Genomic DNA, 26323 nt, shown 5'->3' on the forward strand with positions numbered 1-26323 from the left:
GGTAATAAAGATGTCAGTAGCAGTTTTAGCATATTTAGTTGTCATTAATGTCATTACATTTGGACTATATGGCTTAGATAAATATCGTGCAATGAACAACATGTGGAGAATTCCTGAGAAGACATTACTAGGAGCAGCCGCAGTTGGTGGTGCCTATGGTGCATATTTAGGAATGCGTATCTTCCGTCATAAGACAAAGCATTTAATATTCCAAATTGGTGTTCCTATTATGATGCTTGTTTGGATTTATTTTGTGACAAAAGGATTCCCTGAAATACGCTAAGTGAGGTAATGATGAAGGCTATTTTATTAGATATTGATGGTACACTAACAAATGATCAAAAGGAAATCACGCCTGAGACAAAAAGAATTTTAATGAAGGCGCAAGAACAGGGTATCCGTTTGGTGATAGCGAGTGGCCGCCCTGCAAAGGGAATTGAAAAGTATGGCAAGATGCTAGAAATGGATAAGCATCATGGTTTATTCCTTTGTTTCAATGGTGCAAAGGTAATTGATTGCCAAACTGGGGAAGTGCTAGTAAATACAACGATGGAGCAGGAGTTAGTAACGAAGACACTGCAACATTTGAAACAATTTAATGTATATCCAATTATTGTAGAAAATGAGTATATGGTGGTTGAGGATGTATATAACTGCATAATTACTGATAAAGGACGTACATTTAATGGATTTCAGTATGAAGCACGTATGAACAATTATTTACTCAAAGAGGTAAGTGATCTTGCAAGTTATGTAGATTTCCCGCTCAATAAAATTTTAGTGGTTGGACAACCTGAGTATTTACGTGAGAATTGTAAGGCAATCTCAGCTCCGTTTGAAGGCAAACTGTCTATGATGTTTAGTGCAAACTTCTTCTATGAGATGACTTCGCAAGGAATTGATAAAGGTGCAGCGTTGAAGAGTGCATTAGATAAACTTGGCATTGAAGCAAAAGACTGTATAGCATTTGGTGATGCAGGTAATGATATTACAATGTTGCAGTTTGCAGGTGTTGGTGTTGCAATGGCAAATGCACAAGAAGAAGTGAAAGCAGTTGCAGATTACATTACTGATGATAATAATCATGATGGTATTGCAAAGGCACTTCAGAAATATATTCCATCTTTACAATAAAAGAAGCTAGTATGCATGCATACTAGCTTTCATATTTTATAAATTCTTGCACTCATGAATTCTACGTTTTACACCATTCAGAACAACATATCCTTTTTCTGGTGCCTCACGATGAATAATGTTTTTACCATTGATATCATCTGTATGATTTGGCTCCATAATACTTGGGATATGACGTGGTGTAGTACGTAAAGGTGTATCTAGCGGTGACTTTGGTGGAATATAGTCATTGTTGAAAGTCTTTCTCTGTTGGTTGTTTGCCTGTTGTAACTTAGCGGAAAATATAGCTAAGAATGAGAATGTAACAGTCAATAGAAGAGCTAAAGGTAAGAAACCATCTGACATAGTAGTTACTCTTTAATACTTTCTGTTATTCCTTTTGCAAGACCCGCAAGACTTTGAATTTCTGAAGGGATGATGATCTTTGTTGCTTTACCATCTGCAGCAGCAGCGAAAGCTTCTAAACTCTTCAAGCGAATGACTGTTTCATCAGCACCTGCTTCTTTGATAGCACGGATACCATCAGCAGTAGCTTCTTGGATAGCGCGAATTGCTTCAGCACGACCTTCAGCTTCTTTAATTTCCTTTTCGCAAACAGCTTCAGCAGCTAAGATTGTAGCTTGCTTTTCAGCTTCAGCGTTTAACACAGCAGATTCTTTCTTACCTTCTGCTTCAAGGATCATTGCTTGTTTTTGACCTTCTGCAGTTAAGATAGCAGCACGCTTTTCACGTTCAGCCTTCATCTGCTTTTCCATGGATTCACGAATCGCTGTTGGTGGTTGGATGTTCTTTAACTCAACACGAGTAACTTTGATTCCCCAAGGGTCTGTTGCGAAGTCGACTGTCTGTAACATTTGAGAGTTGATTGCTTCACGAGATGTTAATGTTTGGTCTAACTCCATATCACCAATGATATTACGTAATGTAGTAGCAGTTAGATTTTCCATCGCCATGATTGGATTTTCTACACCGTATGTATAATCATGTGGGTTCATAACCTTGAAGTATACAACGGAGTCAATCTGCATTGTTACGTTATCCTTTGTAATAACAGGCTGTGGTGCGAAGTCAGCTACCTGTTCCTTTAGAAGAACTCTACGACGAACATGATCTACAAATGGGACTTTGAAGTGAATACCTGCATCCCAAGTTGTACGATATCTACCGAAACGTTCGATAACATATGCGTTTTCCTGTGGAACGATGTTTGCACATGATATTGCAAGTGCGATTGCTAAAATAAAGAAAATAGCCGGAATAATAATGAGTTCCATTTTAATATCCCCTCCTTATGGGTGACGGATAATCGTTTTATCCATGACATAATCGTACTCGTAGTTTGACCACAAGTCAATATATTATCAAGACATTTTATAACTTTTATCTAAAAAGTATTAGAACGATAAGGGATTATCTACTAGAGTTTTAAAATAAAGTGAATCAGTGATAAAATAGTAAGGATGAAGGGAGTCACATCATGAACGAAAATATCATTCAGGCGATTGCGGCAGAGTTGAAGGTTCAACTCAGTCAGGTCGAAAATACACTATCTTTATTAGCGGAAGGAAATACAGTTCCATTTATTGCCCGCTACCGTAAGGAAGCTACAAAGGGTTTAGATGAAGAACAGATTTTCTATATCCAGAAACAATACGAATATCAACAAAAATTGGCTGAGAGAAAAGAGAATGTTCTAAAATTAATCGAAGAACAGGGTAAGTTAACAGAGGAAATCAAACAGTCTGTTATCGAATGTACAAAGTTATCTCAGGTAGAAGATATCTACCGTCCATATGCACAAAAGAAGAAGACTCGTGCGACAACTGCTATTAAGAATGGTTTACAACCACTTGCGGATTGGATGCTTGCTCTACCTACAGAAGGTTCCTTAGAAGCAGAGGCAGAAAAGTACTTATCAGAGGCAGTTCCAACAGTTGCGGAAGCGATTCAAGGTGCAAAGGATATTATCGCTGAAGTTGTTAGTGATAATGCAAAGCAGCGTTGGGCATTTAAGGATACAATCATGCAGGCAGGTGTTCTTCAGACAAAGTTAAAGAAGGATGCGGTGGATGAAAATAAAGTCTATGAGATGTACTACGACCGTAGTGAAAAGATTTCCCAGCTTGCTGACCACCGTATCATGGCAATTGACCGTGCAGAAAAGGAAAAGGTTATTACAGTTTCCTTTGTCTTCGATGATGAACAATTAAAGAAAAATGCATTAAAGACACTACTCAAGGGCCAAACAACAATTGTTGAAGATGCTTTGTATGAAGCGGTAGTAGATGGTTGTGACCGTTTATTATTCCCATCTATCGAACGTGAAATTCGCTCTGAATTAAGTGAAAGAGCACAGAACAAGTCCATTGAAATCTTCTCAATGAACTTAGAGAAGTTACTCTTGCAAGCTCCATTAAAGGGAAGAATTGTCTTAGGATTTGACCCTGGTTTCTTCAATGGTTGTAAGTTAGCAGTCATCGATGAAACTGGTAAGATGTTAACAGTAAGTAAGATTTTCCCATTCTCAAAGAAGGGCGAAGATATTGAAACTTCTAAGAAGAAGTTACTATCACTCATTCAAAAGTATCATGTACAGATTATCGCAATCGGTAATGGTACAGCATCTCGTGAAAGTGAGAAGTTAGTTGCAGAACTGATTCATGAGCACAAGTTAGATGTTACCTACGCAATCGTATCTGAAGCAGGTGCTTCTGTATGGTCAGCACAAGAAGCTGCACGTAAGGAATTCCCAGATATTGAAGTTGAAGAACGTTCTGCAGTATCAATTGGAAGACGTTTACTTGACCCACTTGCAGAGTTAATTAAGATTGATCCACAATCAATCGGTGTAGGTCAATATCAACATGACCTTCCACAGAAGGCATTAACAGAAAGACTAGATGAAGTTGTAATGAAGTCAGTAAACCGTACAGGTGCAGATTTAAATACAGCTTCCTTAGAGTTACTGACACATATCTCAGGTTTAAATAGTGGTACAGCACAAGAAATCGTAAAATATCGTAATGAAAATGGACGCTTTACGAATCGTAAACAATTGCTGAAGGTTAAGAAGTTAGGTCCAAAGGCATTTACACAGTGTGCAGGTTTCTTGCGTATCACAGATGGTGATGAACCATTAGATCAGACTTCTATCCACCCAGAAAGTTATGAAGCTGCTCGTAAACTCATGCAGGCATGTGGCATTACAAAGCTTGGTGAAGCAGATATCTCTTTCCCTAAGGAAAAGACAGCAGAGCTAGATATTGATGAATACACACTCAAGGATATTGAAGAAGCAATTCGCCAACCACTACGTGACTATCGTGACCAGTTTGATGGTGCACTACTCAAGAGTGATGTACTGAACATCTCTGACTTACATGTAGGTGACCAATTATCTGGTACTGTTAGAAATGTTGTAGACTTTGGTGCTTTCGTGGATATCGGTCTACATGAAGATGGCTTAGTTCACTTATCTCATATGTCGATGAAGAGAATTTCTCATCCATCTGAGTGTGTGGCAGTCAACGATATTGTGAAGGTTTGGGTATATCAAATCGATGAAGCTAGAAATCGTGTACAGTTATCCTTACTACCACTAGAACAATTAGAACAGCGCGATGCGGCATATCGTCATCGTAAAGCTGCTAGTGGGAAACATAACAATCAAAGACCAAAACAAAACAAGCCAGTGAAGAAAGAAGTATCTATGGACGACGCATTAGCACGTCTTAAGGAAAGATTTGGAAAATAAGCAATGAAAGATGGGTGAATGAACATCCATCTTTTCTTAATTCAAAAATAAAATGAACAAGTTAGTTGACACTAACCAGCAAACAGTATATTCTGTTATATAGTTAGTTAGCGTGAACTAACTTATGGAGGAATTATGTTTAGAAAACTATTAATGATTATAGCTGTCACTATGATGACTGCGTGCGCAGGAAATGCTGGAAATATGACTTCTGGTCCAACTGAAAAATCAAAGAAGTTAAATGTGGTTGTAACAACCTCATTTTTAGAGGATATGGTAAATGTTTTAGCAGGTGATAAGGTAGATACACAACTCATTATCCCGGCTGGAGAAGATCCACATACTTATGAGGCGAAGCCAGAAGATAATACCAAATTACAGAATGCGGATTTAGTGTTATATCATGGTCTACATTTTGAAGGTAAGATGATCGAATTATTAGAAGCGATTAATGCTGTATCGGTATCACAGAACTTTGATGAATCAAAGATAGGTCGCATGGAAGAAGATGGAGAAACAATCATCGATCCACACTTCTGGTTTGATATTGATTTATATAAACAAGCAACAAAAGAAGCCGCAAAAGCTCTACAAGAGAAACTACCTGATTTAAAAGATGAAATTGAAGAAAACTTGCAAGCATATCTGAAGAAGCTTGATGAACTAGATACATATAACCGTGAACAGCTCAATATGATTCCGGCAGATAGAAGAATCTTAATTACACCGCATGATGCGTTTAACTATTTCTCACGTCGCTATGATATTACGGTAAAAGCACCACAAGGTGTTAGTACAGATGCGGAATTATCAAATAGTGATATGGCTGAAACAGCAGCGTATATTGTTGAGCATCAGATAAAGGCTATCTTTGCGGAAACAACAACAGACCCTGCACGTATGGAAAAGTTGAAGGAATCATGTAAAGCGAAGGGGTTTGATGTGACAGTTGTTGCTGGTGAAGGAAAGGAACTATTTAGTGACTCTCTAGCACCTAAGGGACAAGCAGGTGATACATATATTGATATGTATCGACATAATATTGATTTAATCGTATCAAACCTCAAATAAAGGAGGTATTTATGAGTTATATTCACGTCGAAGATTTGACGGTATCGTATGGAGAAAGTCCAGTACTCTGGGATGTTGATGTTGATATTGAGAAAAACTCAATCACTGCAATCGTTGGGCCAAATGGTGCAGGGAAGTCAACATTGCTAAAGTGTATTTTGGGATTTGTAAAATCTATATCCGGAGTAATAAAAATTCATGACAAAGATCTTGCGGATGTACGAAAGGAAATAGCGTACATTCCGCAGGTTTCTGCGGTCAATTGGAATTTCCCTATCCGTGTAAAGGATGTTGTCCTAATGGGCCGATATGCAAGCCTAGGATGGCTAAAGTGGCCACGTAAAAAGGATAAAGAATTAGCACATCAAGCACTTTGCGAGATGGGAATGGAAGAGTTTGAAAACCGACAGATATCACAACTATCTGGAGGACAAAAACAACGTGTTTTTATCGCAAGAGCATTATGTCATGATGCGGATTTGATTATTATGGATGAACCACTAGCAGGTGTAGATCAAACTAGTGAACAAATCATCATGGATAAAATAAAGGAATTGCAAAAGGCAGGTAAGACGATTGTTTGTGTACACCATGACTTACATACATTGAAAAAATATTTTGATCATGTTGTATTTATAAACAAGTATGTTGTGGCAAGTGGTAAAACAGAAGATGTACTAACAGAAGAAAACATTAGAAAGACGTATCATGATGGAAAATCTAATACAGATACTGTTCTCTTATGATTTCTTAGTTGTTGCGATAGGTACCGTTTTACTTGCGATTCCAAGTGCGATTGTAGGTTGTTTTAGTGTATATAAAGGGCAGAGTTTGATGGCAGATGCTGTAGGACATGCGTCCTATCCTGGAGTTGTGGTTGCGTTTATGTTATTTAGTATCCGTAGTTCCGTCATATTGACATTAGGAGCTGCGGTATTTGGTATTCTTGCATATCTAACGATCCAATTGATACGAAAGCATAGTGTGATTGATTTTGATGCGGCATTAGCAATTGTTTTAACTGGATTCTTTGGATTAGGTATGGTGTTAAAGAGTTATTTACAAGGAAACCCTTTATACATGCGTGCATCACAAGCAGGTTTAAAGAACTATATCTTTGGCTCTGCAGCATTTATCGTAAAAGAAGATATTATCATGATTGCGGTATGTGCAATCATCGCAACAATATTATTGGTTTTATTTTATAAAGAGTTAGTGGCTAGTATTTTTGATCCACAATTTGCAAGTGCAATCGGTATTTCAATGCCGATTGTAAATACGGTGTTATTACTGCTGATGGTGATGTTTATTGTTGTTGGACTAAAATCTATTGGTGCAGTTCTAATTTCATCATTTTTAACGATGCCGTGTATATGCGCAAATCAACACTCTAGAAATCTGAAACAAGTATTATTTATTGCAGGTAGTATGGCTGGTATATCTGCCTTTATAGGTACTTTTTTATCTACTGCATATAGTGGTGTTGCGACAGGTCCGATGGTAATCATCTGTATGGGTATATTAACAGTGTTATCCATGGTATTTGGTAAGTATGGTTTGGTCGCACAAAAAAGACTTGGAAAGGATGCAAAATCATGTCAGAAGTGTTGTTAACGATGATGGTGACAGCGATTGGATGTGCAATCCTTGGACCAATTTTAGTTTTAAGAAAATTAGCGATGACTGCAGATGCTTTATCTCACTCGGTATTATTAGGTATTGTAGTAGCTTTCTTCTTTGTGCCTGATTTACGTTCGATATGGCTAGTTATCAGTGCATCAATTTTTGGTGTATTTACAGTATGGCTGGTTGAAGAATTATCTCGTCATCGTTTGGTTGAGAGGGATGATGCACTCGCAATTGTCTTTCCGATATTCTTTTCATTAGCTGTACTCTTAATTACAAAGTTCTTTCGGAATACCCATTTGGATGTAGAAGTGGTATTAATGGGCAATCCGCTCTTTACACCATTTATTCGCCAATTTGGAATGCCGAAGTCAATGTTTGAAATGCTTGTAATTCTTGCGATGAATGGGATCTTCTTATTATTCAATTACCAGAAACTAAAGGTCGCAATCTTTGATCCTGAGTATGCACAATTAATAGGTATTCCTGTTACGTATATGTATCGTGTTTTGATGATACTGGTATCGATTACCTGTGTTGTAGCATTTAACAGTGTTGGTGGTATCCTAGTTATTTCGTACTTTGTAGCACCAGCTGCTGCCGCATGCATGATTACAAAAGATTTAAAGATAACAATACTAGTATCCATTCTCTTTGCGATTATCAATTCTTGGCTGGGATATCATATCGCAATTTTGTGGAATGTATCGGTTTCTGGTATGTGCAGTTTGGTAGGAATGGTAACAGTACTATTAGGCATTATTTTCCATCGTCATGGTATGTTAAGACAATGGGCAAAGTCCTTTGTGAATCATGAAAAGTTCTGTGAAGATTTATTACTAGTCCATCTCTATCGTCACCAAGGAAATACAATTGAACTTGGATATCAAACCATTCATCAACATTTAAATTGGGCTTCTAAAATAACAGATGAACGTATCGAAAGATTAATTAAGCGGACATATGTTATGCGTGACGATATACATCAGCTATATTTTCTAACAGAAAAGGGAATGACTTATGTCACAAAACAATTATTACAATCATAGAAATGGATAAAACAGAAATGTGATATCCATTTTTGTTTTATCTTTTCAGGGGTATAATAAACATACAGAATTGAGGTGTTTAAAATGAAAATATTTGAACAATTCCCACAGTATGAAGATGGGTTTATAGTATTACGTCGATTTGTACAAGAAGACGCAAAATATCTTTCGGAAGTATATGAAGAACGACTGACAAAACGTCAGGCAGAAAAGACAATTGAGAATTATGAAAAGTCTTATCATGATAAGGATGAAGTCATTCTTGGTATCTTTGGGAAGGAAGACGAACAATTAAAGGGTATTATTGAGATTTACGATATTCATGAATCAGAACTTTCGATTGGCTATATGATTGTCGAGAAATATCGCCATCAAACATATGCTAAAAATAGTGTGTATCTTCTGACAAAAAAATTGATTGAAGACTATGGCATAACATGCATACATGCGAATTGTCATGTGGATAATATCTATTCGATACGTGTTTTAGAACACAATGGATATGAAAGACTTGGACAAGAAGAGGATGAATATGTGTATGCATATAAGCCAAAACAACTAGAACAGGATACATTTAACCAAGATGAAAAGATGATTGTCCTTGCGGGCGGATGTTTTTGGGGTGTAGAGAAAGCATTCAAGGCTTTAGATGGTGTTTTGGAAACAACAGTAGGATACGCAAACGGCTTCACAGACAATCCAACATATGAAGAAGTTTGCCGTAATGAAACAGGCTATAAGGAGGCAGTAAAGGTTGTTTATCAACCAAATGTAGTTTCCTTATCCATAATTATTCGTGCATTTTTCTTATGCATTGATCCACGACAACGCAATCGTCAGGGAAATGATATAGGTTCACAATACCAAGCTGGTATTTACTATGTGGATGAAAAAGATTTGGATGATATTAAACCGGTATATACAAATGAGCGTATGAAATATGACCGTTTCTTTGTAGAATTAGAGCCATTAAAGAACTTTTATACCGCGGAAGAATATCATCAGGATTATCTTGATAAGCATCCAAATGGGTATTGTCATATTACTGCTTTTAAAATGGAAGAAGTTAAGAAATTAAATCAACAACCATGTCAAATTAAAGTGATTCTTCCATCTGAAAAAGAACTTACTTTAGAAGTGCCAAAAAATACAACGATTGCTGAATTACTTCAAGAAGTGAATACAGAACATCGTATCTACGCTGCACTCATCAATCATAAGCATGTTCACTTTAGTGAATGTGTACATGACCAGGATGTTGTACAGTTACAAGATATACGTGCATCGTATGGAAATACTTGTTATCAATCTACATTGACACTTCTATATTTGAAGGCGATACATGATGTCATGGGCAAGAATGTAACAGTTACGATTGCTAACTCATTATCCAAGGGATTATTTACTGTGATTCATGCTGGGAATGTGACGGATGATCTTGCGAAAGAAATTGAAACACGCATGCATGAACTTGTAGAAGAAAATCTAGAAATTACAGAAGAATATGTAGACCATGATACAGCTATCGAACTTCTAAAGGACGCAAAAGATAAGAAGAGTGTAGACCTATTAAATACCGCAAGTGATTTAAAGAATGTATATGTAATTACACTTGCGGATGAAAAGATGATGACTTTTGTACATGCATTACCATCTACAAGTTATATACCTTTCTTTGAAGTACGTCGTTATCGTAATGGTTTATTGTTACGCTTCCCACATCCAAATTTCCCGGATCAAATTCCTCCATATGAGGAACAGAAGTTATTGTATGATGCTTTCTCTGAGGAAACACAATGGGAGAAGTTATTAAAGGTAAGCTTTGCGTCTGATTTAAATCGCATGATTGAAAAGAAAGAATCTAAGGATCTCATCATGTTAAGTGAGGCTTTACATGAAAAGAAGATTGCGATGATTGCGGAACAAATCCAAAGCGCAAAGAAGAGAATTATTTTAATTGCTGGTCCATCCTCATCGGGAAAGACCACATTTGCGAAACGTTTATGTATACAATTAAAAGTAATAGGCTTAAATCCATTGTATCTTGGAACAGATGACTACTTTGTCAATCGTGATGAAATGATTCCAGATGAAAATGGAAAATATGATTTTGAAGCACTAGAAGCAGTTGACCTCAATCTATTTGAAACACAGATGAATGCGTTACTGCATGGAGAGAAAGTGGACTTACCAGAATTTGATTTTATTACTGGTAAGAAGGTATTTGGTAAGAGAATTATTTCAATCGATGCTTCGCAACCAATTGTAATTGAGGGTATTCATGGCCTCAATCCACAACTGACTGAAGGGATTGATGATAGTGAGAAATTTAAGATCTATATTAGTCCTCTAACACAAATTAATCTTGATGCACATCATCGTATCCCAACGACAGATGCACGCATGTTAAGAAGAATGGTTCGAGATAATCGTACTCGTGGACGTGATGGCGCGGTTACGATTTCATCATGGTCATCAGTACGTCATGGTGAAGAAAAATATATCTTCCCATTCAATAAGGAAGCTGACGTATTCTTTAATAGCCAATGTGTCTATGAACTAGCAGTATTAAAGAAATACGCAACACCACTATTAGAAAAAGTACAGCCAGATCAGGCAGAATACGCAGAAGCGCAGAGGATGTTACAATTCCTTTCTTGCTTTGTGTCTATTGATGACGATAGTATGATTGCGAATAATTCTATTATTCGTGAATTCATTGGTGGTTCTATTCTAGTTTCCTAAAAAGGGTGATCGAGCCTTCTTTCCATTTAATGTTATATTTGATAAAATATGAATTTATCAGAAGAAGGGGGAAAGAATATGTCGAAGGAGAAATTCCCATCGAAATTAAGCATGATATGGCATTTTTTAAGGGGTTCCAAAGGATATTTTGGTTTGTCTATCCTCTTTGCCTGTCTTGTTTCGTTATTAGAATTAATTAATCCAAGAATTATTGCGTTTACTGTAGACTCAGTAATCGATCATAAAGAAGTTGTATTACCAGAAGGAATTCAAAATTGTATTGATGCGATTGGTGGAATCGAATTTTTGCGTCATAATCTTTGGGTAATCGCAATCATCGTCATGATTGTTGCGTTACTTGCGGTGTCATGTCGCTATTTCTTCCAATCCTTTACAGCGATGGGTTCTGAGAGATTGGTAAAGACAATGCGTGATGACTTATTTACACATATCATGCATTTACCATTTAAGTGGCATAGTGAAAATCATACTGGTGATATCATCCAAAGATGTACATCAGATGTAGATACAATCAAAGGATTTTTGTCTGAACAGTTAATTTATCTTGTTCGTATTGTCATTTTGATTGTGTTGGTGTTGTTCTTTATGTTCTCTATTAATGTAAATCTTGCACTAGCTACATCCGCTTTTATTCCAATTATTGTGGGATATAGTTTGTTCTTCCACGCAAAAATTGGAAATGCATTTGAAGTAGCGGATGAAGAAGAAGGTAAATTATCTTCGATTGCCCAGGAAAACTTAACAGGTGTACGTGTTGTACGTGCATTTGGACGTGAAGCTTACGAACGTGAGCGTTTCGAAAAACAAAATGAACACTACACAAATATGTGGACGCATTTGATGAGACTGTTATCTGCGTTCTGGATGTCATCTGATATGATTTCTAACTTACAGATGTTAGTGGTTATCTCATACGGTGCAATCATCACCGTAAATGGTGGAATGTCTGCAGGTAACTATATTGCCTTTATTGCATATAATTCATTACTATTATGGCCTGTACGTTCTTTAGGAAGAACAATTGCGAATATGTCAAAGGCTGGTATTTCCATCGACCGTTTACGTTACATTATGAATTCCGAAATGGAAGAGGATAAGCCAAATGCAGTAACACCAGATTTACTACAAGATATCGAGTTCAAGAATGTATCTTATCAGTATGAAAATGGTACAGCTGAAGTATTAGAGAATGTATCTTTTAAAATTAAGGCAGGTACAACATTTGGAATTCTGGGTGGTACAGGTTCAGGTAAGTCTACATTAATGTATCTGTTAGACCGTCTATATCAGTTGCCACAAGACCATGGTCAAATCACAATTGGTGGTGTAGACATTAGAGATATGAAAGCGGATTGGGTGCGTGAGAATATTGGTATGGTATTACAAGAACCATATCTTTTCTCCCGTTCCTTATCAGAGAATATCAAGATTGCAAAGCAGTCTGCAGATATGAAGGAAATTCGTACAGCTGCAAAGATTGCATCATTAGATGAAGCTATCTCACACTTTAAAGAAGGATATAACACATACGTTGGAGAACGTGGTGTTACACTTTCTGGTGGACAAAAGCAGCGTGCAGCGATTGCACAAATGTTAATTCGTAAACCGCCTATTATGATCTTTGATGACTCTCTTTCTGCAGTTGATGCGGAAACAGACGCAAAGATTAGAGCTGGTCTTAAAGATAATATTTCTGAATCAACTGTCATCCTGATTTCACACCGTATTACAACACTAATGGCAGCCGATCATATTATTGTTTTAGATAAGGGTAAGGTTGTAGAAGAAGGTACACATGAAGAACTGTTAGAGAAACAGGGAATTTATCGTCGTATCTATGATATGCAATCACAACAGAGTGAGTAGGGAGGTAGCGTATGCAAGAAGAAAATAAAAATATATCACTTCCATACTTTGGCATTCCGAAGATTCTACCATTTGCGAAGAAATATAAAAAGAGAATCATTGCGATGATTCTGATGGGATTATTTTCAAGTTTAGTGGATTCATGTTATCCATTATTTAACCAGTATGCATTAAATCACTATGTTGGTGAAAAAACTTTAGATACGCTTGGACTATTTATCATGCTTTATATTGGGATATTAATAGTTCAAGTTACACTAAACTTTATTAGTGTATTTTGGGTTTCAAAGACAGAACTAGATTTAAATCGTGATCTTAGAAATACATCATTTAATCATTTACAGGAATTATCCTTTGCGTACTTCAACCAAAACAATGTTGGTTATATTCATGCAAGAGTTATGAGTGATAGTGGTAAGATTGGCGAACTCATGTCTTGGCGTATGATGGATGTTGTATGGAATGGTTCTTATATCCTGTTCGTTATGATCAACATGGTAAGAATCAGTTGGAGACTTGCGAGCATGGTATTTGTGCTAGTCCCATTTGCGATATTTATTATTGCATTCTTCCAGAAGAGACTTGTAAAACTAAATCGCCATATGCGTGAATTGAATTCCCAAATTACGAGTGACTTTAACGAAGGTATTACAGGGGCTAAATCCATCAAAACAATGGTAATCGAAAACATTATTGGAGATGGATTTAAAAAGGATACAGAACAGATGCGCCAAGTATCCGTACAAGCTGCACGCTATCAGGCGTTCTTCTATTCCACAGTTACGATGATGAGTTCTATCGCCCTAGCAATCGTTATGTGGCAGGGTGGTAACTTAACAGTCAATAATATGATGTTAATTGGTACACTATCTGTATTTATGAGCTATGCACTAGGCATTATGGATCCACTACATAGCGTCATTACGACAATATCTTCACTTGTATCAATTCAAGTAAATATTGAACGCTTTGATAGACTAGTAAATACTGAATCAGATGTTGCGGATTCACCAGAAGTAATTGCAAAATATGGAGATACATTCAATCCAAAGAAGGAAAATTGGGAACCACTCATTGGTGACGTTGAATTTAAAGATGTTGATTTCAAGTATCCAGATGGCGATGAGATGGTCTTAGAAAACTTTAATCTCAAAGTGCCGCATGGAACAAACGTTGCGATTGTTGGAGAAACAGGTGCTGGAAAATCAACACTTGTAAACCTTGTATGTCGTTTCTTTGAACCAACAAGGGGACAAGTTCTCATTGATGGAAGAGATGCGAGAGAGCGTTCGCAACTATGGTTACATTCCAATATTGGATATGTTTTACAAACACCACACTTATTCTCTGGAACAGTCAGAGATAACTTGCGTTATGGTAAGCCAGATGCGACAGATGAAGAAATCATGCGTGCATTGGAGCTTGTATCTGCTACATTTGTAATTGAGAAAATGGAGAAGGGTTTAGACAGTGATGTTGGTGAAGGTGGAGGAATGTTATCCACTGGTGAAAAACAACTCTTATCCTTCGCACGTGCAATCTTAGCGGACCCACGTATTTTAGTGTTAGATGAAGCGACTGCTTCAATTGATACGCTTACGGAAAAGGCAATTCAAGATGCGATTGATACAGTGATTAAGGGTAGAACATCCTTTGTGATTGCGCACCGTTTATCAACAATTGTAGATGCGGATGTTATCTTAGTTGTTCGTGATGGCAAGATTATTGAACGTGGTACACATTCAGAACTCATGAAACAAAAGGGATACTACTATGAACTTTATACTCGTCAGTATGAAGAGATGGTAGTCGATACAGTTTCATAAATAAAATGAAGGAGGTATAAACTTCCTTCATTTTTATAATATTGATAAATACAACTTTATAGAAGAGATGAAACTTTATAATACTAGAATTGTTGCTTTCCAAAAGGATAAAAAGCCTATAAAATAGAATAAGAAATTAAATGTATACGCTATTATTTATAACGGGATAGGGACGGGCTGAGAGAATACGATGAAAGATACATTATATATTATTATTCCTTGCTATAATGAGCAGGAAGTATTACCAATTACTTCTAAATTATTTTTGGAAGAATTATTAAAATTAATTGAAAAGAATAAGATTAGCAAAGATAGTCGAATTTTATTTGTAAATGATGGAAGTAAGGATAATACTTGGCAGATTATTAAAAATTTATCAAAGAGTGATCCGCATTTTCTTGGAATCTCACAAAGTAGAAATAGAGGACATCAAAATGCTGTATTAGCAGGGTTAATGGAAGCGAAAGATAAAGCAGATATGACAATCACAATTGATTGTGATGGACAAGATGATATTACAGCTATGGAAAAGATGGTAGATGCGTATCATGATGGCTGTGAAATTGTATATGGTGTTAGGAGTTCAAGAGATACAGATACATTCTTCAAGCGATTTACAGCACAGTCATTCTATAAACTTTTAAGGTATATGGGTGCTGACGTTGTTTATAATCATGCAGATTATAGATTGGTTTCATCGCGTGTTTTAAAAGAGTTTGCTAATTTTAAAGAAGTAAACTTATTCTTACGCGGTATGTTTCCACTTGTTGGATTTAAGAGCACATCTGTTCTTTATGAAAGGCACACACGTATTGCAGGGGAATCACATTATCCGTTATCAAAGATGATTGCTTTGGCATTTGACGGCATCACTAGCTTGAGTATCAAACCAATCCGTCTAATTACATATTTTGGGTTAATCGTATCATTCATTAGTTTTGTAGGTGTTATTTGGGCAATTGTATCTCGTTTTTTAGGAACAACAATGCCCGGTTGGTCAAGTACACTAGCGATTATGTGCTTCTTAGGAGGAGTACAACTTATTTCTTTAGGTGTGATTGGAGAATATGTAGGTAAAGTATATTTAGAAGTAAAAAACAGACCACGTTATATCATTAGTGAACGAACATGGGAGAACGATCAGTAATATGGAGAAGATATTAAAAAGATTAATCGCTATATTCTTTCTCATTGTTTTCGCATCTATTATCATTAATAATACATTCTTCAGTAATCTTGAGTATTATTGTAAAGTAACAACTGACTTATCAGCTAAAGCAGTACTTATGACTACTGTTGTACTGATTATACTCGTTTCTTTAACACATGCATTATTCAGAAAAACAGTGATACATTTGAATCATGAAAAACTATTTTTAATAGTACTTTTTGTTTTTTTTGTATTTCAAATTATATTACTTAAGAATACGTTTTTCTTGACTGGATGGGATTCAAATATTATCTTGGCGGATTCCTATCTCCTACGAGATTTGAAAATTGATCAACTAAATCAGTATTACTATTCACTATATCCAAATAACATATTATTGACTTATGTTTTTGCAACAGTTATGAAGTTGGAAAAGTTTGTGGGTATTGTAGAGTATTCGGATGCAGTTTTCGGTCTGGTAATTGTTCAGAGTATTTTATGTACAATAACAGCTTATTTACTATTCCGTATTATCTATCATTTCAAAAAATCATTTACTGCTGCGTGGTTTGGGTTTGGGATGTATGTTGTATTAATTATTTTCTCTGGTTGGACAGGTATTGTGTATTCAGATGCAATGGGATTAATTTTTCCAACATTGATTATATGGTTTTATCAAAATAGAAATAAATTTAATAAATATATTGTTTGGCCATCCATTGCTTTGTTGGGTTACTGGGGCTATCGAATAAAACCACAGATTCTTATTGTATTTATTGCGATTGTAATGATTACATGTATTAACTTTATCTTGAAACCAGAGAAATGGAAGAAAGTGAAGAATAATTTTGGTGTATTTTCACTTGTGCTAGTAGTATTATTTGTTTCCTCTTCCACATACAAAAATCTACCTGAAAGGATGGGGTATAAACTGAACCCTAATTTAGAGATGCCAATGCATCACTTCTTAATGATGGGATTTAATGAAGCCCAAAATGGTGGGTATTATGTCTATGATGTAAAATATACACTCTCGTATTACGGAGTAGAAGAAAAAAAGGAAGCAATTATTACTAGATTGAATGAAAGAATACACCAGTATGGTCCAAAGAGAGTCGCTAAAATTATGCGCAAGAAGGCTCTCAGTATATTCAATGATGGAACATTTGCATGGGGATTTGAAGGTAATTTCTATCGAGAGGTATTTCCAACGGATAATCCATTCTCCTTATTCTTGAGAAGTTTTGTATACAATGGGGATTATGAAATTGAAGAGGGTAATCACTATCATATTACAAAAACAGTTCAGCAAATTGTATGGATATCCTGTTTAATATTGATGGTTATCAAGGCAATACGTATAAAAAAATGTGATGAGGAAGATGATATCTATAGTGTTCTGTATCTATCTTTGTTAGGACTATTCTTGTTTGAGATGTTGTTTGAGGCTAGAGCCAGATATCTCTACACCTATGTTCCGTTATTTATTATGATTGGATCAATGGGAATGTATGATTTAAGCCATTTTATGAATCAGTTAATACCTAAAAAAGATAAACCTAAGGTGGAAGTGGCCGAAATCTAATAATTCAATATAAAGCATTTAAGTAGAAAGGGTAATATGAAAAGTATACTTGAAAAATATAAGTCAGTTTTAATGTATTTATTTTTTGGCGTATGTACAACAGGAATTAATGTTGCGTCATATTGGCTATTTTATACTTTTCTGAGTCTTTCAAATGTAGTTTCTACTATATTATCCTGGGTGATATCTGTATTATTTGCGTATATTACGAATAAGTTATGGGTCTTTGAAAGTCGTTCTTTTGATAAACAAGTTTTATCGCATGAGATTCCTACATTTTTTGGAGCTAGACTTCTTTCTGGAGTAATTGATTTGGGTATTATGTTTGTGTTTGTAGATATATTGTTTTCCCCAGCAATGGTTGTAAAATTTATTTCAAATGTGTTTGTGGTTATATTCAACTATATTGCAAGTAAACTTGTAATTTTCAAATAGTTTTTTGAATTCTTGAGTTATATAGGTTAACATTGTCTTATGAAAAATAAAATGACAAAGATTCTTATATCAATGTTCCTATTTGTTGGACTACTTGTAGGATGTAATCATAATTCGAAGGGAAAAGATATAGTTGGTCGCTATATTTTAACAAGAATAGAGAAAGACAATACCGCAATCCTAGAAGATGAAATTAAAAATAGTGATGTGACAGGGTTTATCATTTTCAACGAAGATGGCACAGGCACATTTATGATGTTAAATGATAGATTACCTTTTACATGGAAAGATGGAAAGATTACCGGTGGAGATCAAACTATCAGTTATGAACTAGATGGTGATAAGTTAACACTAATTATATCGGCAACTGAAAAAATATATTTGCAGAAAGAAAAATAACTGATTAGATACAACCTTATTCTAGCTTCATCTTTGGAATAAGATTGTATCTTTTTTTCTTTGAATTGTTAGAAAGATAAATGAAATAGGATAAGCTATCAAACTATGTATCTTGTTCAAGAACAGTAGTTACTAATTTTTTGGTTTATTAAATAATTTTAGAGAGTTGGACCTAACGATAGTTATTTGAGATATACTACATTTTCTACATGCATGAAAGGCTTTTTATAAATTGGCATATTTTTGAAAGGGAAACATAATATAAAAGGCTGTTTTGTTATACTATATTTATTGCTTTCTTTGGTTATAAAGTGTTGGTTTAGTATATTAATTATAAGAAGAAAAATTTTCTTGAAGATTACTAGATGGAATTGCTCAAAAGGTGATTGGTCTAGTTGATTTACGGTTGCTCATTTATCAGGAATAGTCTAAAATTTATAAGATAGAATGAGAGAACTATGACAAATATCCTATTACTTTTATTTATTTTACTACGTCCGTTTTATATTAGGGCATCGGGGCAGGTTCAGCCTGCAGATTGTTTTCTCATGCTCTATTTTTTTTGCATAGCATATAGAGATTTCAAAACAGAAGTTTTAATACCAAACATAAAGAAGAATAAATTATTTTATATATTTTTGGTCTTTGCAATAATGATAAATGGTTTTTACCATAAGGTAGTTCCGGATCCAAGGTTTATATTCTCGTCATTATATCTTGTATATATGGGAGTTGTAGTCTATTCCTATGACAGTGGGATTAATAAGGGATTAATAGATAAAATTCGATATATATTATATGGAAATTTAATGATTCAATTTCTGATTTATTCTAGTGGTCTAGGTAGACTATATTATGAACTTTGGGAAGAAGGAGCCACAAGATATATGGGAACTTTTACGGACCCTAATCAATTTGGTTTCTATATATTCATTGTTCTTTTATTCGCATATTTGACAAAGCACGAGAAGGTGGATACGTATTTGTTTCCTATCACAAGTGTAATGGGTATATTTCTTATAATTCAGAGTAAATCATTAGCTGCTTTCTTAGGGCTTGCAGTTCTATATACTCTAGCTTTACTACGATTTATTAGCGAAAAGTTCCGGGTTAATAAAGTTATACTTTGTGTGATGTTAATTTTGAGTACAACTGGGGTTGTTTATTATTTCATTCCAACTTCAGATTTCCGTATTGAAGATGTTGAGTATACAACTGTAAATCGCATCCGCTACAAAATCTATAACATCATCTATGCAGATGGAATTAAAGATATATTACGTGAGCGTGCAGCAGAGAAAATTATCAATTACCCTGAATACTTTATATATGGTGCCGGAGAAGGGAATTATGAACGTTATTATCCGGAACCAGTTAATGAGATACATTCCTCGTTCATTAACTTATTCTTCTCTTACGGACTTATACCATTCGCAATATTGATGGGGTGGTTTAAGAAGAGACTGAAGGGGTTAAATGCGGTAAGTTTAGTTTGCTTTATAACAATATTGATGGAGAGCATGTTTTTAGTTAACTATCGTCAAGCCTTATTCTGGGTATTATGGATAACACTATTCTACCTAAATGAACCTAAGCAAAATACTGGCTCTTAACTGAATGAATGTAGAGTTTAAATTTGTGAGATAATGTGAAATAAATAGGTGATTTTTGTTATACAGTGATGTGTTGTATAATCACTATGGTAAAATTTAACTGGAGTAGACATATGTCAGATAAAAAGAAAAAGAAAAAAGTGAATATTTCCTTGGTTGCTTGGCTAATTGCCTTTGCTGGATGTATTCTCTTTGATACAGTTGTTTTTAGATTAGCATTCCTTCCACTTCGTTGGAGGGCGATGATTATTGTTGGATCATTAGCGATTGCGATGTTCGCTTTGATTCTTTCTTTACTACGTTTTAAGTATAGAAAGGTTCAAAAAGAGGATGGAAGAATTGTTAAGAAAAAATCCAGAAAGAATTATGTTGTATTGGCACTTAATGCCATTTTAGCAGTGGCATTTACTATTTCTTCAGTTTATATCTACAATACAAACCGTAGTTTAATGAATGTTTTAAATGCAAATAACGCTTCTAATACAACACACTATGAAATTGTTGCGTTGAAATCGGAATATAAGGAACAACACAAAGATGTATTCCAGGACACAACGACTTCAGATAAAATTAAAGATTACTTTGATAAAACAATCGCAGCACAATCTGCTTCTGATCAAAAGAATCAGGAAAGAGCGATTGCTTGGATTGATGAGACCCTTGAAACAAAACTTAAATTTGATAAGAGAAAGACAATCATTAATGCGGTAGAGGCACTTTATAATAATGAAGTTTCAGCTCTCCTCATTAATACAACATATAAGTCAGCTTTAAAGAATTATGAAAAGTTCAGTAATTTTGAAAATGAGACAGTAGTTCTTGCGACTATCGATATCGAAGCGGAAGTCGTAAAGAAGCCTAAGGCTGCTGATACTGCTCCATTTACGGTGTTTGTTGGTGGAAACGATGATTATGGAGAGTTACTACCAGAAGGTCGTTTCGACGTCAATATGATGGTTACTGTTAACCCAAAGACACGTCAAATTTTAATTGGTTCATTTGCACGTGACTCATATGTACCTAACGTAGCACTCGGTGGTTATGATAAGTTAACGCATGCGGGTGTTATGGGTGTACAGAACGCAGTAGATACAATTAATAACTACTATGGTACAAACGCAGAAGATTATCTCATTGTAAACTTCTCAACATTCTTGAATATTATTGATAAGTTAGGTGGTGTTACGGTTTACAACCCTAATGAATTTACAGGCTATTGGACAGGTAATTACTTCCCTGCGGGTGAAATTACATTGGATTCCACATTGGCACTCGAATATGTGCGTGAAAGATATAACTTACCAGATGGTGATTTAGGACGTAATGCACATCAACAGATTGTATTAAAAGCAATCATCGAAAAACTAACAAGTCCAGCAATGATTCCAAATTTTGCAGGTATCTTAGATTCACTTGCTGGTTCATTCTTAACAAATGTGGATGTATCTAAGATTAATCAATTAGCTGCACAAACACTTGATGAAGGAATTAAGTGGGAGATTATTACGGCACATGTTGGTGGTGTAGATGGTATGGAATACACAGCTTCTGCACCAAATGAACTGCTATCTGTTGTTTATCCAGACCAAGCAGAGAAGAATGCATATCAGTATCAATATAATCTCATGATGAGTGGACAACCAATTCCAACTGAGAATACACCAGCTAATACAGAATCGACTACGGATTCCAAAACAACTGGTACTACGACTGGAACAGTTACAATTAAGGTAGATGCATTAAATATTAGAAGTGCACCAAGTGTTAATGGTGCAGTTGTAGGTACTGCCGCAAGAGGACAAAAGTTCTACGTAAAAGAAACGAAACAAGCAGATGGATATACTTGGTACTGCATTCAAGACAACCAATGGGTTGCGGACCAAAATGGTACACTATTAACATTTACAAGCAATTAATCGGAGGATTACATGAGTACTAGGATTTTAATTACAGGTGCTGGATCCTACATCGGTGAAAAGGCAAAGACCTATCTAACTGAAAAGTATGGATATCAGATTGATACAATTCCAACACAGAATTATGAACCGAAAAAAGAAGACTTTATAGGTTATGATGTTGTATATAATGTGGCTGGAATTGCACATATTAAAGAGACAGATGAAAATCGCCAGCTTTATTATGTAGTAAATCGTGATTTAGTAGTTAAAATCGCAGAATGTGCAAAAGCAGCAGGTGTAAAGCAATTCATTATGCTGAGTACAATGTCAGTTTATGGTAAGACAGTTGGTCATATTACAAAACAGACAAAAGAAGATCCTCAGAACGCATATGGCAAATCTAAGTTAGAAGCTGATCATCTGATTGCTAAGTTGGTAGATGAAAACTTCAAGGTAGCAATTCTAAGACCGCCTATGATCTATGGAAAGGGCTGCAAGGGAAATTACCAGAGCTTACGCAAGTTTGCATTAAAATCACCAATTTTCCCAAACTATATAAATAAGAGAAGTATGTTATTTGTAGATAACTTATCTGAATTTGTGCATCAGGTTATCACAAACCAGATGGAAGGAATCTTCTTCCCACAGAATAAGGAATATGTAAATACAAAAGAAATGGTTGCAGCGATTGCGAGAATCCATGGTAAAAAAATTTGGTTTACAAAACTATTTAATATATTTATTAAGAATATACAAAAAGGTGTTGTTTCAAAGGTGTTCGGTGATTTAACTTATGAGCAAGTTGATTTGGTAGATTGCTATAACTTCCAAGAAACAATCGAGAAAACAGAAAACTAAAATAACAGTACGGAGGGTGTTATGGAACAGAACAATAAGGCAATATTAGACTTTGATGAGGATATGGAACTAGATCTTCGCACATTAATTCACAATATTTTTAAGAAGAAATTCTGGATTATTGGTGCTGCTATTTTAGGCATGGTCGCTGGTATCGCGTTTGCAAAAATTAAGAAGAAACCAACATATGAAGCAGGTTTCTCTATGTATGTAATTTCTGAAAAAGATGAAAATCAGATTATGCCGGATGAAAGCGCAGACGTTTTATTGAAAGTAAATACCGCTGGAGAATTAATTAAGAGTGGCGAAATTTTAGATGAAGTGATTCAGAATACAAATCTTTCTGACGAAGAAGCACAAGCTTTACGAAGCAGTGTGAAGCCTTCTGTAAAAACACAAACACAAATTATTGAAGTTGTTATTAGTATGCCTGATGTAGAGACTACAGAAAGAGTCATAAAAGAACTCGCAAAGGTAGCTCCTGAAAAAATTTCCCAATTAATGAAGGGGGAGGCAACAGTTAAGATTGTTACACATCCTGGTAAAGTTCGTGTTACACCAGTTTCACTAAAGAGTTTTGGTCTAAAAGGCTTTATGGCAGGATTTGGATTATCTTTCTTAATCGTAGTTGCCTTAGCATTGTTCGATCATCAGTATCCAAAGAAAAAGTCTGATGAATAACTAAGGAGGCTCGTAAGAATAGTATGAAGAAAAATAGTTTACTATCAAGCATACTAAATAAGATCCAACACGTATCGATTGCGATGGCTCTTTTAGATGCGGCAATTATCGCGGTGAGTTATTTCTTCGCATTAATGATTCGCTTTGATTTCCATTATTCATGGATTGATCGTTATTACACAACAGGGTATGCCAGTGTCATTATTTGGTATATCCTCATTGACGTTATAATGCTACATATGTTTCACCTATACCAATCAGTATGGAAGTTTGCTGGTGCGTATGAACTATTACGTTCTGTGTATGCATGGATATTTGCACAGATTGGTGTAGTAATTGTTTATTTTATCACTCGTATTCAGATGCCTGTTTCTTTCTATATCATCGGTGGTTTAATGTCCTTTGGATTTACTACGATGGTGCGCTTTATGTATCGTGCGCTTAGTGTATTCAAAGACTATGGTGTATCTGATGATGCTATCGTAGAAAGAGTTATGGTCGTTGGTGCCGGGGCTGCAGGTCGTGAAATTATTCAAGAATACATGCACAGTACTTCTTTGAAGGCTAAGGTATTCTGTGTTGTGGATGATGATGCACGCTTGGTTAAAAAGTATATTAACGGGGTTCCAATTGAAGGAACACGTGAAGATATCCCAGATTTAGCAAATAAATATGATATTAATAAGATTATTTTAGCGATTCCATCTGCTCCTAAGAAAGTTCAGAAAGAAATCCTAGAGGTATGTTCTTCTACTTCTTGTCGTGTGCAGACTATCCCTGGTGTATATCAATTATTAAATGGTACTGTATCTATCAAGAATCTTAGAGATGTTGATGTAGAAGACTTATTGGGTCGTGATACAGTTGAAACAGACTTATCTAAAATTGGTAATTTTATCAAAGATAAGGTTGTACTAGTAACTGGTGGTGGCGGAAGTATCGGTTCAGAGTTATGTCGTCAGGTTGCTGAGAAACAGCCAAAAGCTTTGATTATCTTCGATATTTTTGAAGGAAATGCATATTGGATTCAACTTGAGCTAAAGAAGAAGTATGGTAGTTCCTTAAACTTAATTACTTTAATTGGTAGTGTTCGTAACATGTCTCGTCTTGATAGCATCATGGATGAATACAAGCCAGACATTATCTTCCATGCGGCTGCTCATAAACATGTTCCACTAATGGAAGATAGCCCTAACGAAGCAATTAAAAACAACGTTATGGGTACATACAATGTTGCGGATGCCGCAATCCGTCATAACGTAAAGTGGTTTGTATTGATTAGTACAGATAAGGCTGTTAACCCAACAAATATCATGGGTGCTTCTAAGCGTCTATGTGAAATGATTATTCAGATGATGAACCGTCGTTCTCATCGTCTAGCGCAAGAGAAGGGCTTAACACAGTATACGAAGTTCTCTGCTGTTCGATTTGGTAACGTACTTGGATCAAGTGGATCTGTTATTCCGTTATTTAAGAAACAGATTGAAGCTGGTGGTCCAGTTACAGTTACAGATAAGAATATTATCCGTTATTTCATGACAATTCCTGAAGCAGTTGCCTTGGTATTACAAGCAGCTTACTACGCACAAGAATATGATGGAGATGTATTCGTATTAGATATGGGTGATCCTGTGAAGATTGACGATATGGCAAGAAAGCTCATTCGTTTATCCGGTTATATCCCAGATGTTGATATTGAAGTGAAGTATACAGGTTTACGTCCAGGTGAAAAACTCTATGAAGAGCGTTTGATGGATGAAGAAGGTATGCAAACAACAGAAAATAAGATGATTAGTATCGGTCATCCAATCTCCATGGACGATGAAGAGTTCATGGTACAATTAGAAGAACTAGAAAAGGCAGCCAATTCTGAAGCATCAAATATCAAACAGATTGTTTCAAATATAGTGCCTACATACGTACCAAAAGATTAGTGAATAAGTGATAGTGGAGGGAATATGAATCAAAAACATACACTTACATTCAAACAGAAATGTTATTTACCAATAAAGAGATTGATAGATTTAGTTCTGTCTGTATGCGGATTAATCGTATTGTCTCCATTATTAATTGCGATTATTATCGCGATAAAACTAGATTCTAAAGGACCAGTTATCTTCAAACAAAAGCGTGTTGGTAAGAATAAGACATACTTTAATATCTGGAAGTTTAGAACAATGCGTACAGATGCTCCTAAGGATATGCCAACGCATCTATTATCTTCACCGGATGCGTATATTACAAAGATTGGTAAATTCTTGCGTCAAACAAGTTTAGATGAGCTACCACAGATTCTACAGATTGTCGTTGGTAAGATGTCTATCATTGGACCACGTCCAGCGTTATGGAATCAATATGATTTGATTGAAGAACGTGATAAATATGGTGCCAATGATATTACTCCTGGTCTAACTGGTTGGGCTCAGGTAAATGGTAGAGATGAATTAGAAATCCCCGTTAAGGCAAAACTCGATGGTGAGTATGTTGAGAAAATGGGATTTATGATGGACTGTAAGTGCTTTATTATGACAATCTTTAGTGTCGCAAGACATGATGGAGTTGTTGAGGGTGGTACAGGTACTCTCAAAGATAAGTCAAAATAAATTGAGGAT

At 35.5% G+C, this 26323-nt stretch carries 22 protein-coding genes; 20 read left to right on the plus strand and 2 right to left on the minus strand.

Going from position 1 to position 26323, the window contains the following annotated elements; genetic code table 11:
* Window positions 1–10 precede the first annotated feature (10 nt).
* A complete protein-coding gene (locus tag RYK16_RS01070) occupies window positions 11–283 on the plus strand; it encodes a DUF1294 domain-containing protein (protein ID WP_314850215.1) in 273 nt (90 codons plus the stop codon).
* Window positions 284–294: 11 nt separating this feature from the next.
* A complete protein-coding gene (locus tag RYK16_RS01075) occupies window positions 295–1134 on the plus strand; it encodes a Cof-type HAD-IIB family hydrolase (RefSeq protein WP_314850216.1) in 840 nt (279 codons plus the stop codon).
* Between the two features lie 36 nt (window positions 1135–1170).
* Here RYK16_RS01075 and RYK16_RS01080 read toward each other — a convergent pair whose 3' ends face one another.
* Both RYK16_RS01080 and RYK16_RS01085 read right to left on the minus strand, forming a co-directional pair.
* Window positions 1171–1479, minus strand: coding sequence for a hypothetical protein (locus RYK16_RS01080; RefSeq protein WP_314850217.1), 309 nt, complete (start codon window positions 1477–1479; stop codon window positions 1171–1173).
* A 5-nt stretch (window positions 1480–1484) separates the two neighbouring features.
* Entirely contained in the window at window positions 1485–2408 is a 924-nt protein-coding gene (locus RYK16_RS01085; RefSeq protein ID WP_314850218.1) for an SPFH domain-containing protein, read from the minus strand.
* A 203-nt stretch (window positions 2409–2611) separates the two neighbouring features.
* On the opposite strand from RYK16_RS01085, the gene RYK16_RS01090 reads away from it, so the two are divergent.
* From RYK16_RS01090 to RYK16_RS01175, 18 genes are all read left to right on the plus strand, one after another.
* Window positions 2612–4888 (plus strand): Tex family protein, encoded by a 2277-nt coding sequence (locus RYK16_RS01090; RefSeq protein ID WP_314850219.1) that lies wholly within the window; start codon window positions 2612–2614, stop codon window positions 4886–4888.
* Window positions 4889–5023: 135 nt separating this feature from the next.
* The gene (locus RYK16_RS01095) at window positions 5024–5959 is read left to right on the plus strand and encodes a metal ABC transporter solute-binding protein, Zn/Mn family (RefSeq protein ID WP_314850220.1); all 936 of its coding nucleotides are present in this window, start codon (window positions 5024–5026) and stop codon (window positions 5957–5959) included.
* A gap of 11 nt (window positions 5960–5970) precedes the next feature.
* Entirely contained in the window at window positions 5971–6705 is a 735-nt protein-coding gene (locus tag RYK16_RS01100) for a metal ABC transporter ATP-binding protein (RefSeq protein ID WP_314112970.1), read from the plus strand.
* On the plus strand, window positions 6668–7573 hold the full coding sequence (locus RYK16_RS01105; protein ID WP_314850221.1) for a metal ABC transporter permease: 906 nt from the start codon (window positions 6668–6670) through the stop codon (window positions 7571–7573). Before RYK16_RS01100 ends, RYK16_RS01105 begins: the two co-directional genes overlap by 38 nt.
* On the plus strand, window positions 7555–8634 hold the full coding sequence (locus tag RYK16_RS01110) for a metal ABC transporter permease (protein WP_314850222.1): 1080 nt from the start codon (window positions 7555–7557) through the stop codon (window positions 8632–8634). Before RYK16_RS01105 ends, RYK16_RS01110 begins: the two co-directional genes overlap by 19 nt.
* A gap of 84 nt (window positions 8635–8718) precedes the next feature.
* Entirely contained in the window at window positions 8719–11379 is a 2661-nt protein-coding gene (gene msrA, locus RYK16_RS01115; protein WP_314850223.1) for a peptide-methionine (S)-S-oxide reductase MsrA, read from the plus strand.
* 78 nt (window positions 11380–11457) lie between these two features.
* Window positions 11458–13266 carry an ABC transporter ATP-binding protein gene (locus RYK16_RS01120; RefSeq protein WP_314850224.1) on the plus strand — a complete coding sequence of 603 codons (1809 nt, stop codon included), beginning with the start codon at window positions 11458–11460 and terminating at the stop codon, window positions 13264–13266.
* 11 nt (window positions 13267–13277) lie between these two features.
* Complete coding sequence (locus RYK16_RS01125; RefSeq protein WP_314850225.1) at window positions 13278–15092, plus strand: ABC transporter ATP-binding protein; 1815 nt, start codon at window positions 13278–13280, stop codon at window positions 15090–15092.
* Between the two features lie 190 nt (window positions 15093–15282).
* The gene (locus RYK16_RS01130) at window positions 15283–16239 is read left to right on the plus strand and encodes a glycosyltransferase family 2 protein (protein WP_314850226.1); all 957 of its coding nucleotides are present in this window, start codon (window positions 15283–15285) and stop codon (window positions 16237–16239) included.
* A gap of 1 nt (window position 16240) precedes the next feature.
* Complete coding sequence (locus RYK16_RS01135) at window positions 16241–17827, plus strand: hypothetical protein (RefSeq protein WP_314850227.1); 1587 nt, start codon at window positions 16241–16243, stop codon at window positions 17825–17827.
* Between the two features lie 36 nt (window positions 17828–17863).
* Complete coding sequence (locus RYK16_RS01140; RefSeq protein ID WP_314850228.1) at window positions 17864–18262, plus strand: GtrA family protein; 399 nt, start codon at window positions 17864–17866, stop codon at window positions 18260–18262.
* Window positions 18263–18301: 39 nt separating this feature from the next.
* Window positions 18302–18661 carry a hypothetical protein gene (locus tag RYK16_RS01145; protein WP_298663734.1) on the plus strand — a complete coding sequence of 120 codons (360 nt, stop codon included), beginning with the start codon at window positions 18302–18304 and terminating at the stop codon, window positions 18659–18661.
* 809 nt (window positions 18662–19470) lie between these two features.
* Window positions 19471–20274, plus strand: coding sequence for a hypothetical protein (locus RYK16_RS01150; RefSeq protein WP_314850229.1), 804 nt, complete (start codon window positions 19471–19473; stop codon window positions 20272–20274).
* Window positions 20275–20387: 113 nt separating this feature from the next.
* Window positions 20388–22190 carry an LCP family protein gene (locus RYK16_RS01155; protein WP_314850230.1) on the plus strand — a complete coding sequence of 601 codons (1803 nt, stop codon included), beginning with the start codon at window positions 20388–20390 and terminating at the stop codon, window positions 22188–22190.
* A gap of 12 nt (window positions 22191–22202) precedes the next feature.
* The gene (locus RYK16_RS01160) at window positions 22203–23030 is read left to right on the plus strand and encodes an NAD-dependent epimerase/dehydratase family protein (protein WP_314850231.1); all 828 of its coding nucleotides are present in this window, start codon (window positions 22203–22205) and stop codon (window positions 23028–23030) included.
* A gap of 21 nt (window positions 23031–23051) precedes the next feature.
* A complete protein-coding gene (locus tag RYK16_RS01165) occupies window positions 23052–23711 on the plus strand; it encodes a Wzz/FepE/Etk N-terminal domain-containing protein (protein WP_314850232.1) in 660 nt (219 codons plus the stop codon).
* A gap of 23 nt (window positions 23712–23734) precedes the next feature.
* Window positions 23735–25645, plus strand: coding sequence for a nucleoside-diphosphate sugar epimerase/dehydratase (locus RYK16_RS01170; protein ID WP_314850233.1), 1911 nt, complete (start codon window positions 23735–23737; stop codon window positions 25643–25645).
* A 24-nt stretch (window positions 25646–25669) separates the two neighbouring features.
* The gene (locus tag RYK16_RS01175) at window positions 25670–26314 is read left to right on the plus strand and encodes a sugar transferase (protein WP_314850234.1); all 645 of its coding nucleotides are present in this window, start codon (window positions 25670–25672) and stop codon (window positions 26312–26314) included.
* Window positions 26315–26323: the final 9 nt, after the last annotated feature.

The organism is uncultured Solobacterium sp., from assembly GCF_963550625.1.
Classification (GTDB): Bacteria; Bacillota_I; Bacilli_A; order Erysipelotrichales; family Erysipelotrichaceae; genus Bulleidia.

Coding starts and splice junctions, on each gene's coding strand:
- RYK16_RS01070 (WP_314850215.1), top strand. CDS start 11: ATGTCAGTAGCAGTTTTAGCATATTTAGTTGTCATTAATGTCATTACA.
- RYK16_RS01075 (WP_314850216.1), top strand. CDS start 295: ATGAAGGCTATTTTATTAGATATTGATGGTACACTAACAAATGATCAA.
- RYK16_RS01080 (WP_314850217.1), bottom strand. CDS start 1,479: ATGTCAGATGGTTTCTTACCTTTAGCTCTTCTATTGACTGTTACATTC.
- RYK16_RS01085 (WP_314850218.1), bottom strand. CDS start 2,408: ATGGAACTCATTATTATTCCGGCTATTTTCTTTATTTTAGCAATCGCA.
- RYK16_RS01090 (WP_314850219.1), top strand. CDS start 2,612: ATGAACGAAAATATCATTCAGGCGATTGCGGCAGAGTTGAAGGTTCAA.
- RYK16_RS01095 (WP_314850220.1), top strand. CDS start 5,024: ATGTTTAGAAAACTATTAATGATTATAGCTGTCACTATGATGACTGCG.
- RYK16_RS01100 (WP_314112970.1), top strand. CDS start 5,971: ATGAGTTATATTCACGTCGAAGATTTGACGGTATCGTATGGAGAAAGT.
- RYK16_RS01105 (WP_314850221.1), top strand. CDS start 6,668: ATGATGGAAAATCTAATACAGATACTGTTCTCTTATGATTTCTTAGTT.
- RYK16_RS01110 (WP_314850222.1), top strand. CDS start 7,555: ATGTCAGAAGTGTTGTTAACGATGATGGTGACAGCGATTGGATGTGCA.
- msrA (WP_314850223.1), top strand. CDS start 8,719: ATGAAAATATTTGAACAATTCCCACAGTATGAAGATGGGTTTATAGTA.
- RYK16_RS01120 (WP_314850224.1), top strand. CDS start 11,458: ATGTCGAAGGAGAAATTCCCATCGAAATTAAGCATGATATGGCATTTT.
- RYK16_RS01125 (WP_314850225.1), top strand. CDS start 13,278: ATGCAAGAAGAAAATAAAAATATATCACTTCCATACTTTGGCATTCCG.
- RYK16_RS01130 (WP_314850226.1), top strand. CDS start 15,283: ATGAAAGATACATTATATATTATTATTCCTTGCTATAATGAGCAGGAA.
- RYK16_RS01135 (WP_314850227.1), top strand. CDS start 16,241: ATGGAGAAGATATTAAAAAGATTAATCGCTATATTCTTTCTCATTGTT.
- RYK16_RS01140 (WP_314850228.1), top strand. CDS start 17,864: ATGAAAAGTATACTTGAAAAATATAAGTCAGTTTTAATGTATTTATTT.
- RYK16_RS01145 (WP_298663734.1), top strand. CDS start 18,302: ATGAAAAATAAAATGACAAAGATTCTTATATCAATGTTCCTATTTGTT.
- RYK16_RS01150 (WP_314850229.1), top strand. CDS start 19,471: ATGATTCAATTTCTGATTTATTCTAGTGGTCTAGGTAGACTATATTAT.
- RYK16_RS01155 (WP_314850230.1), top strand. CDS start 20,388: ATGTCAGATAAAAAGAAAAAGAAAAAAGTGAATATTTCCTTGGTTGCT.
- RYK16_RS01160 (WP_314850231.1), top strand. CDS start 22,203: ATGAGTACTAGGATTTTAATTACAGGTGCTGGATCCTACATCGGTGAA.
- RYK16_RS01165 (WP_314850232.1), top strand. CDS start 23,052: ATGGAACAGAACAATAAGGCAATATTAGACTTTGATGAGGATATGGAA.
- RYK16_RS01170 (WP_314850233.1), top strand. CDS start 23,735: ATGAAGAAAAATAGTTTACTATCAAGCATACTAAATAAGATCCAACAC.
- RYK16_RS01175 (WP_314850234.1), top strand. CDS start 25,670: ATGAATCAAAAACATACACTTACATTCAAACAGAAATGTTATTTACCA.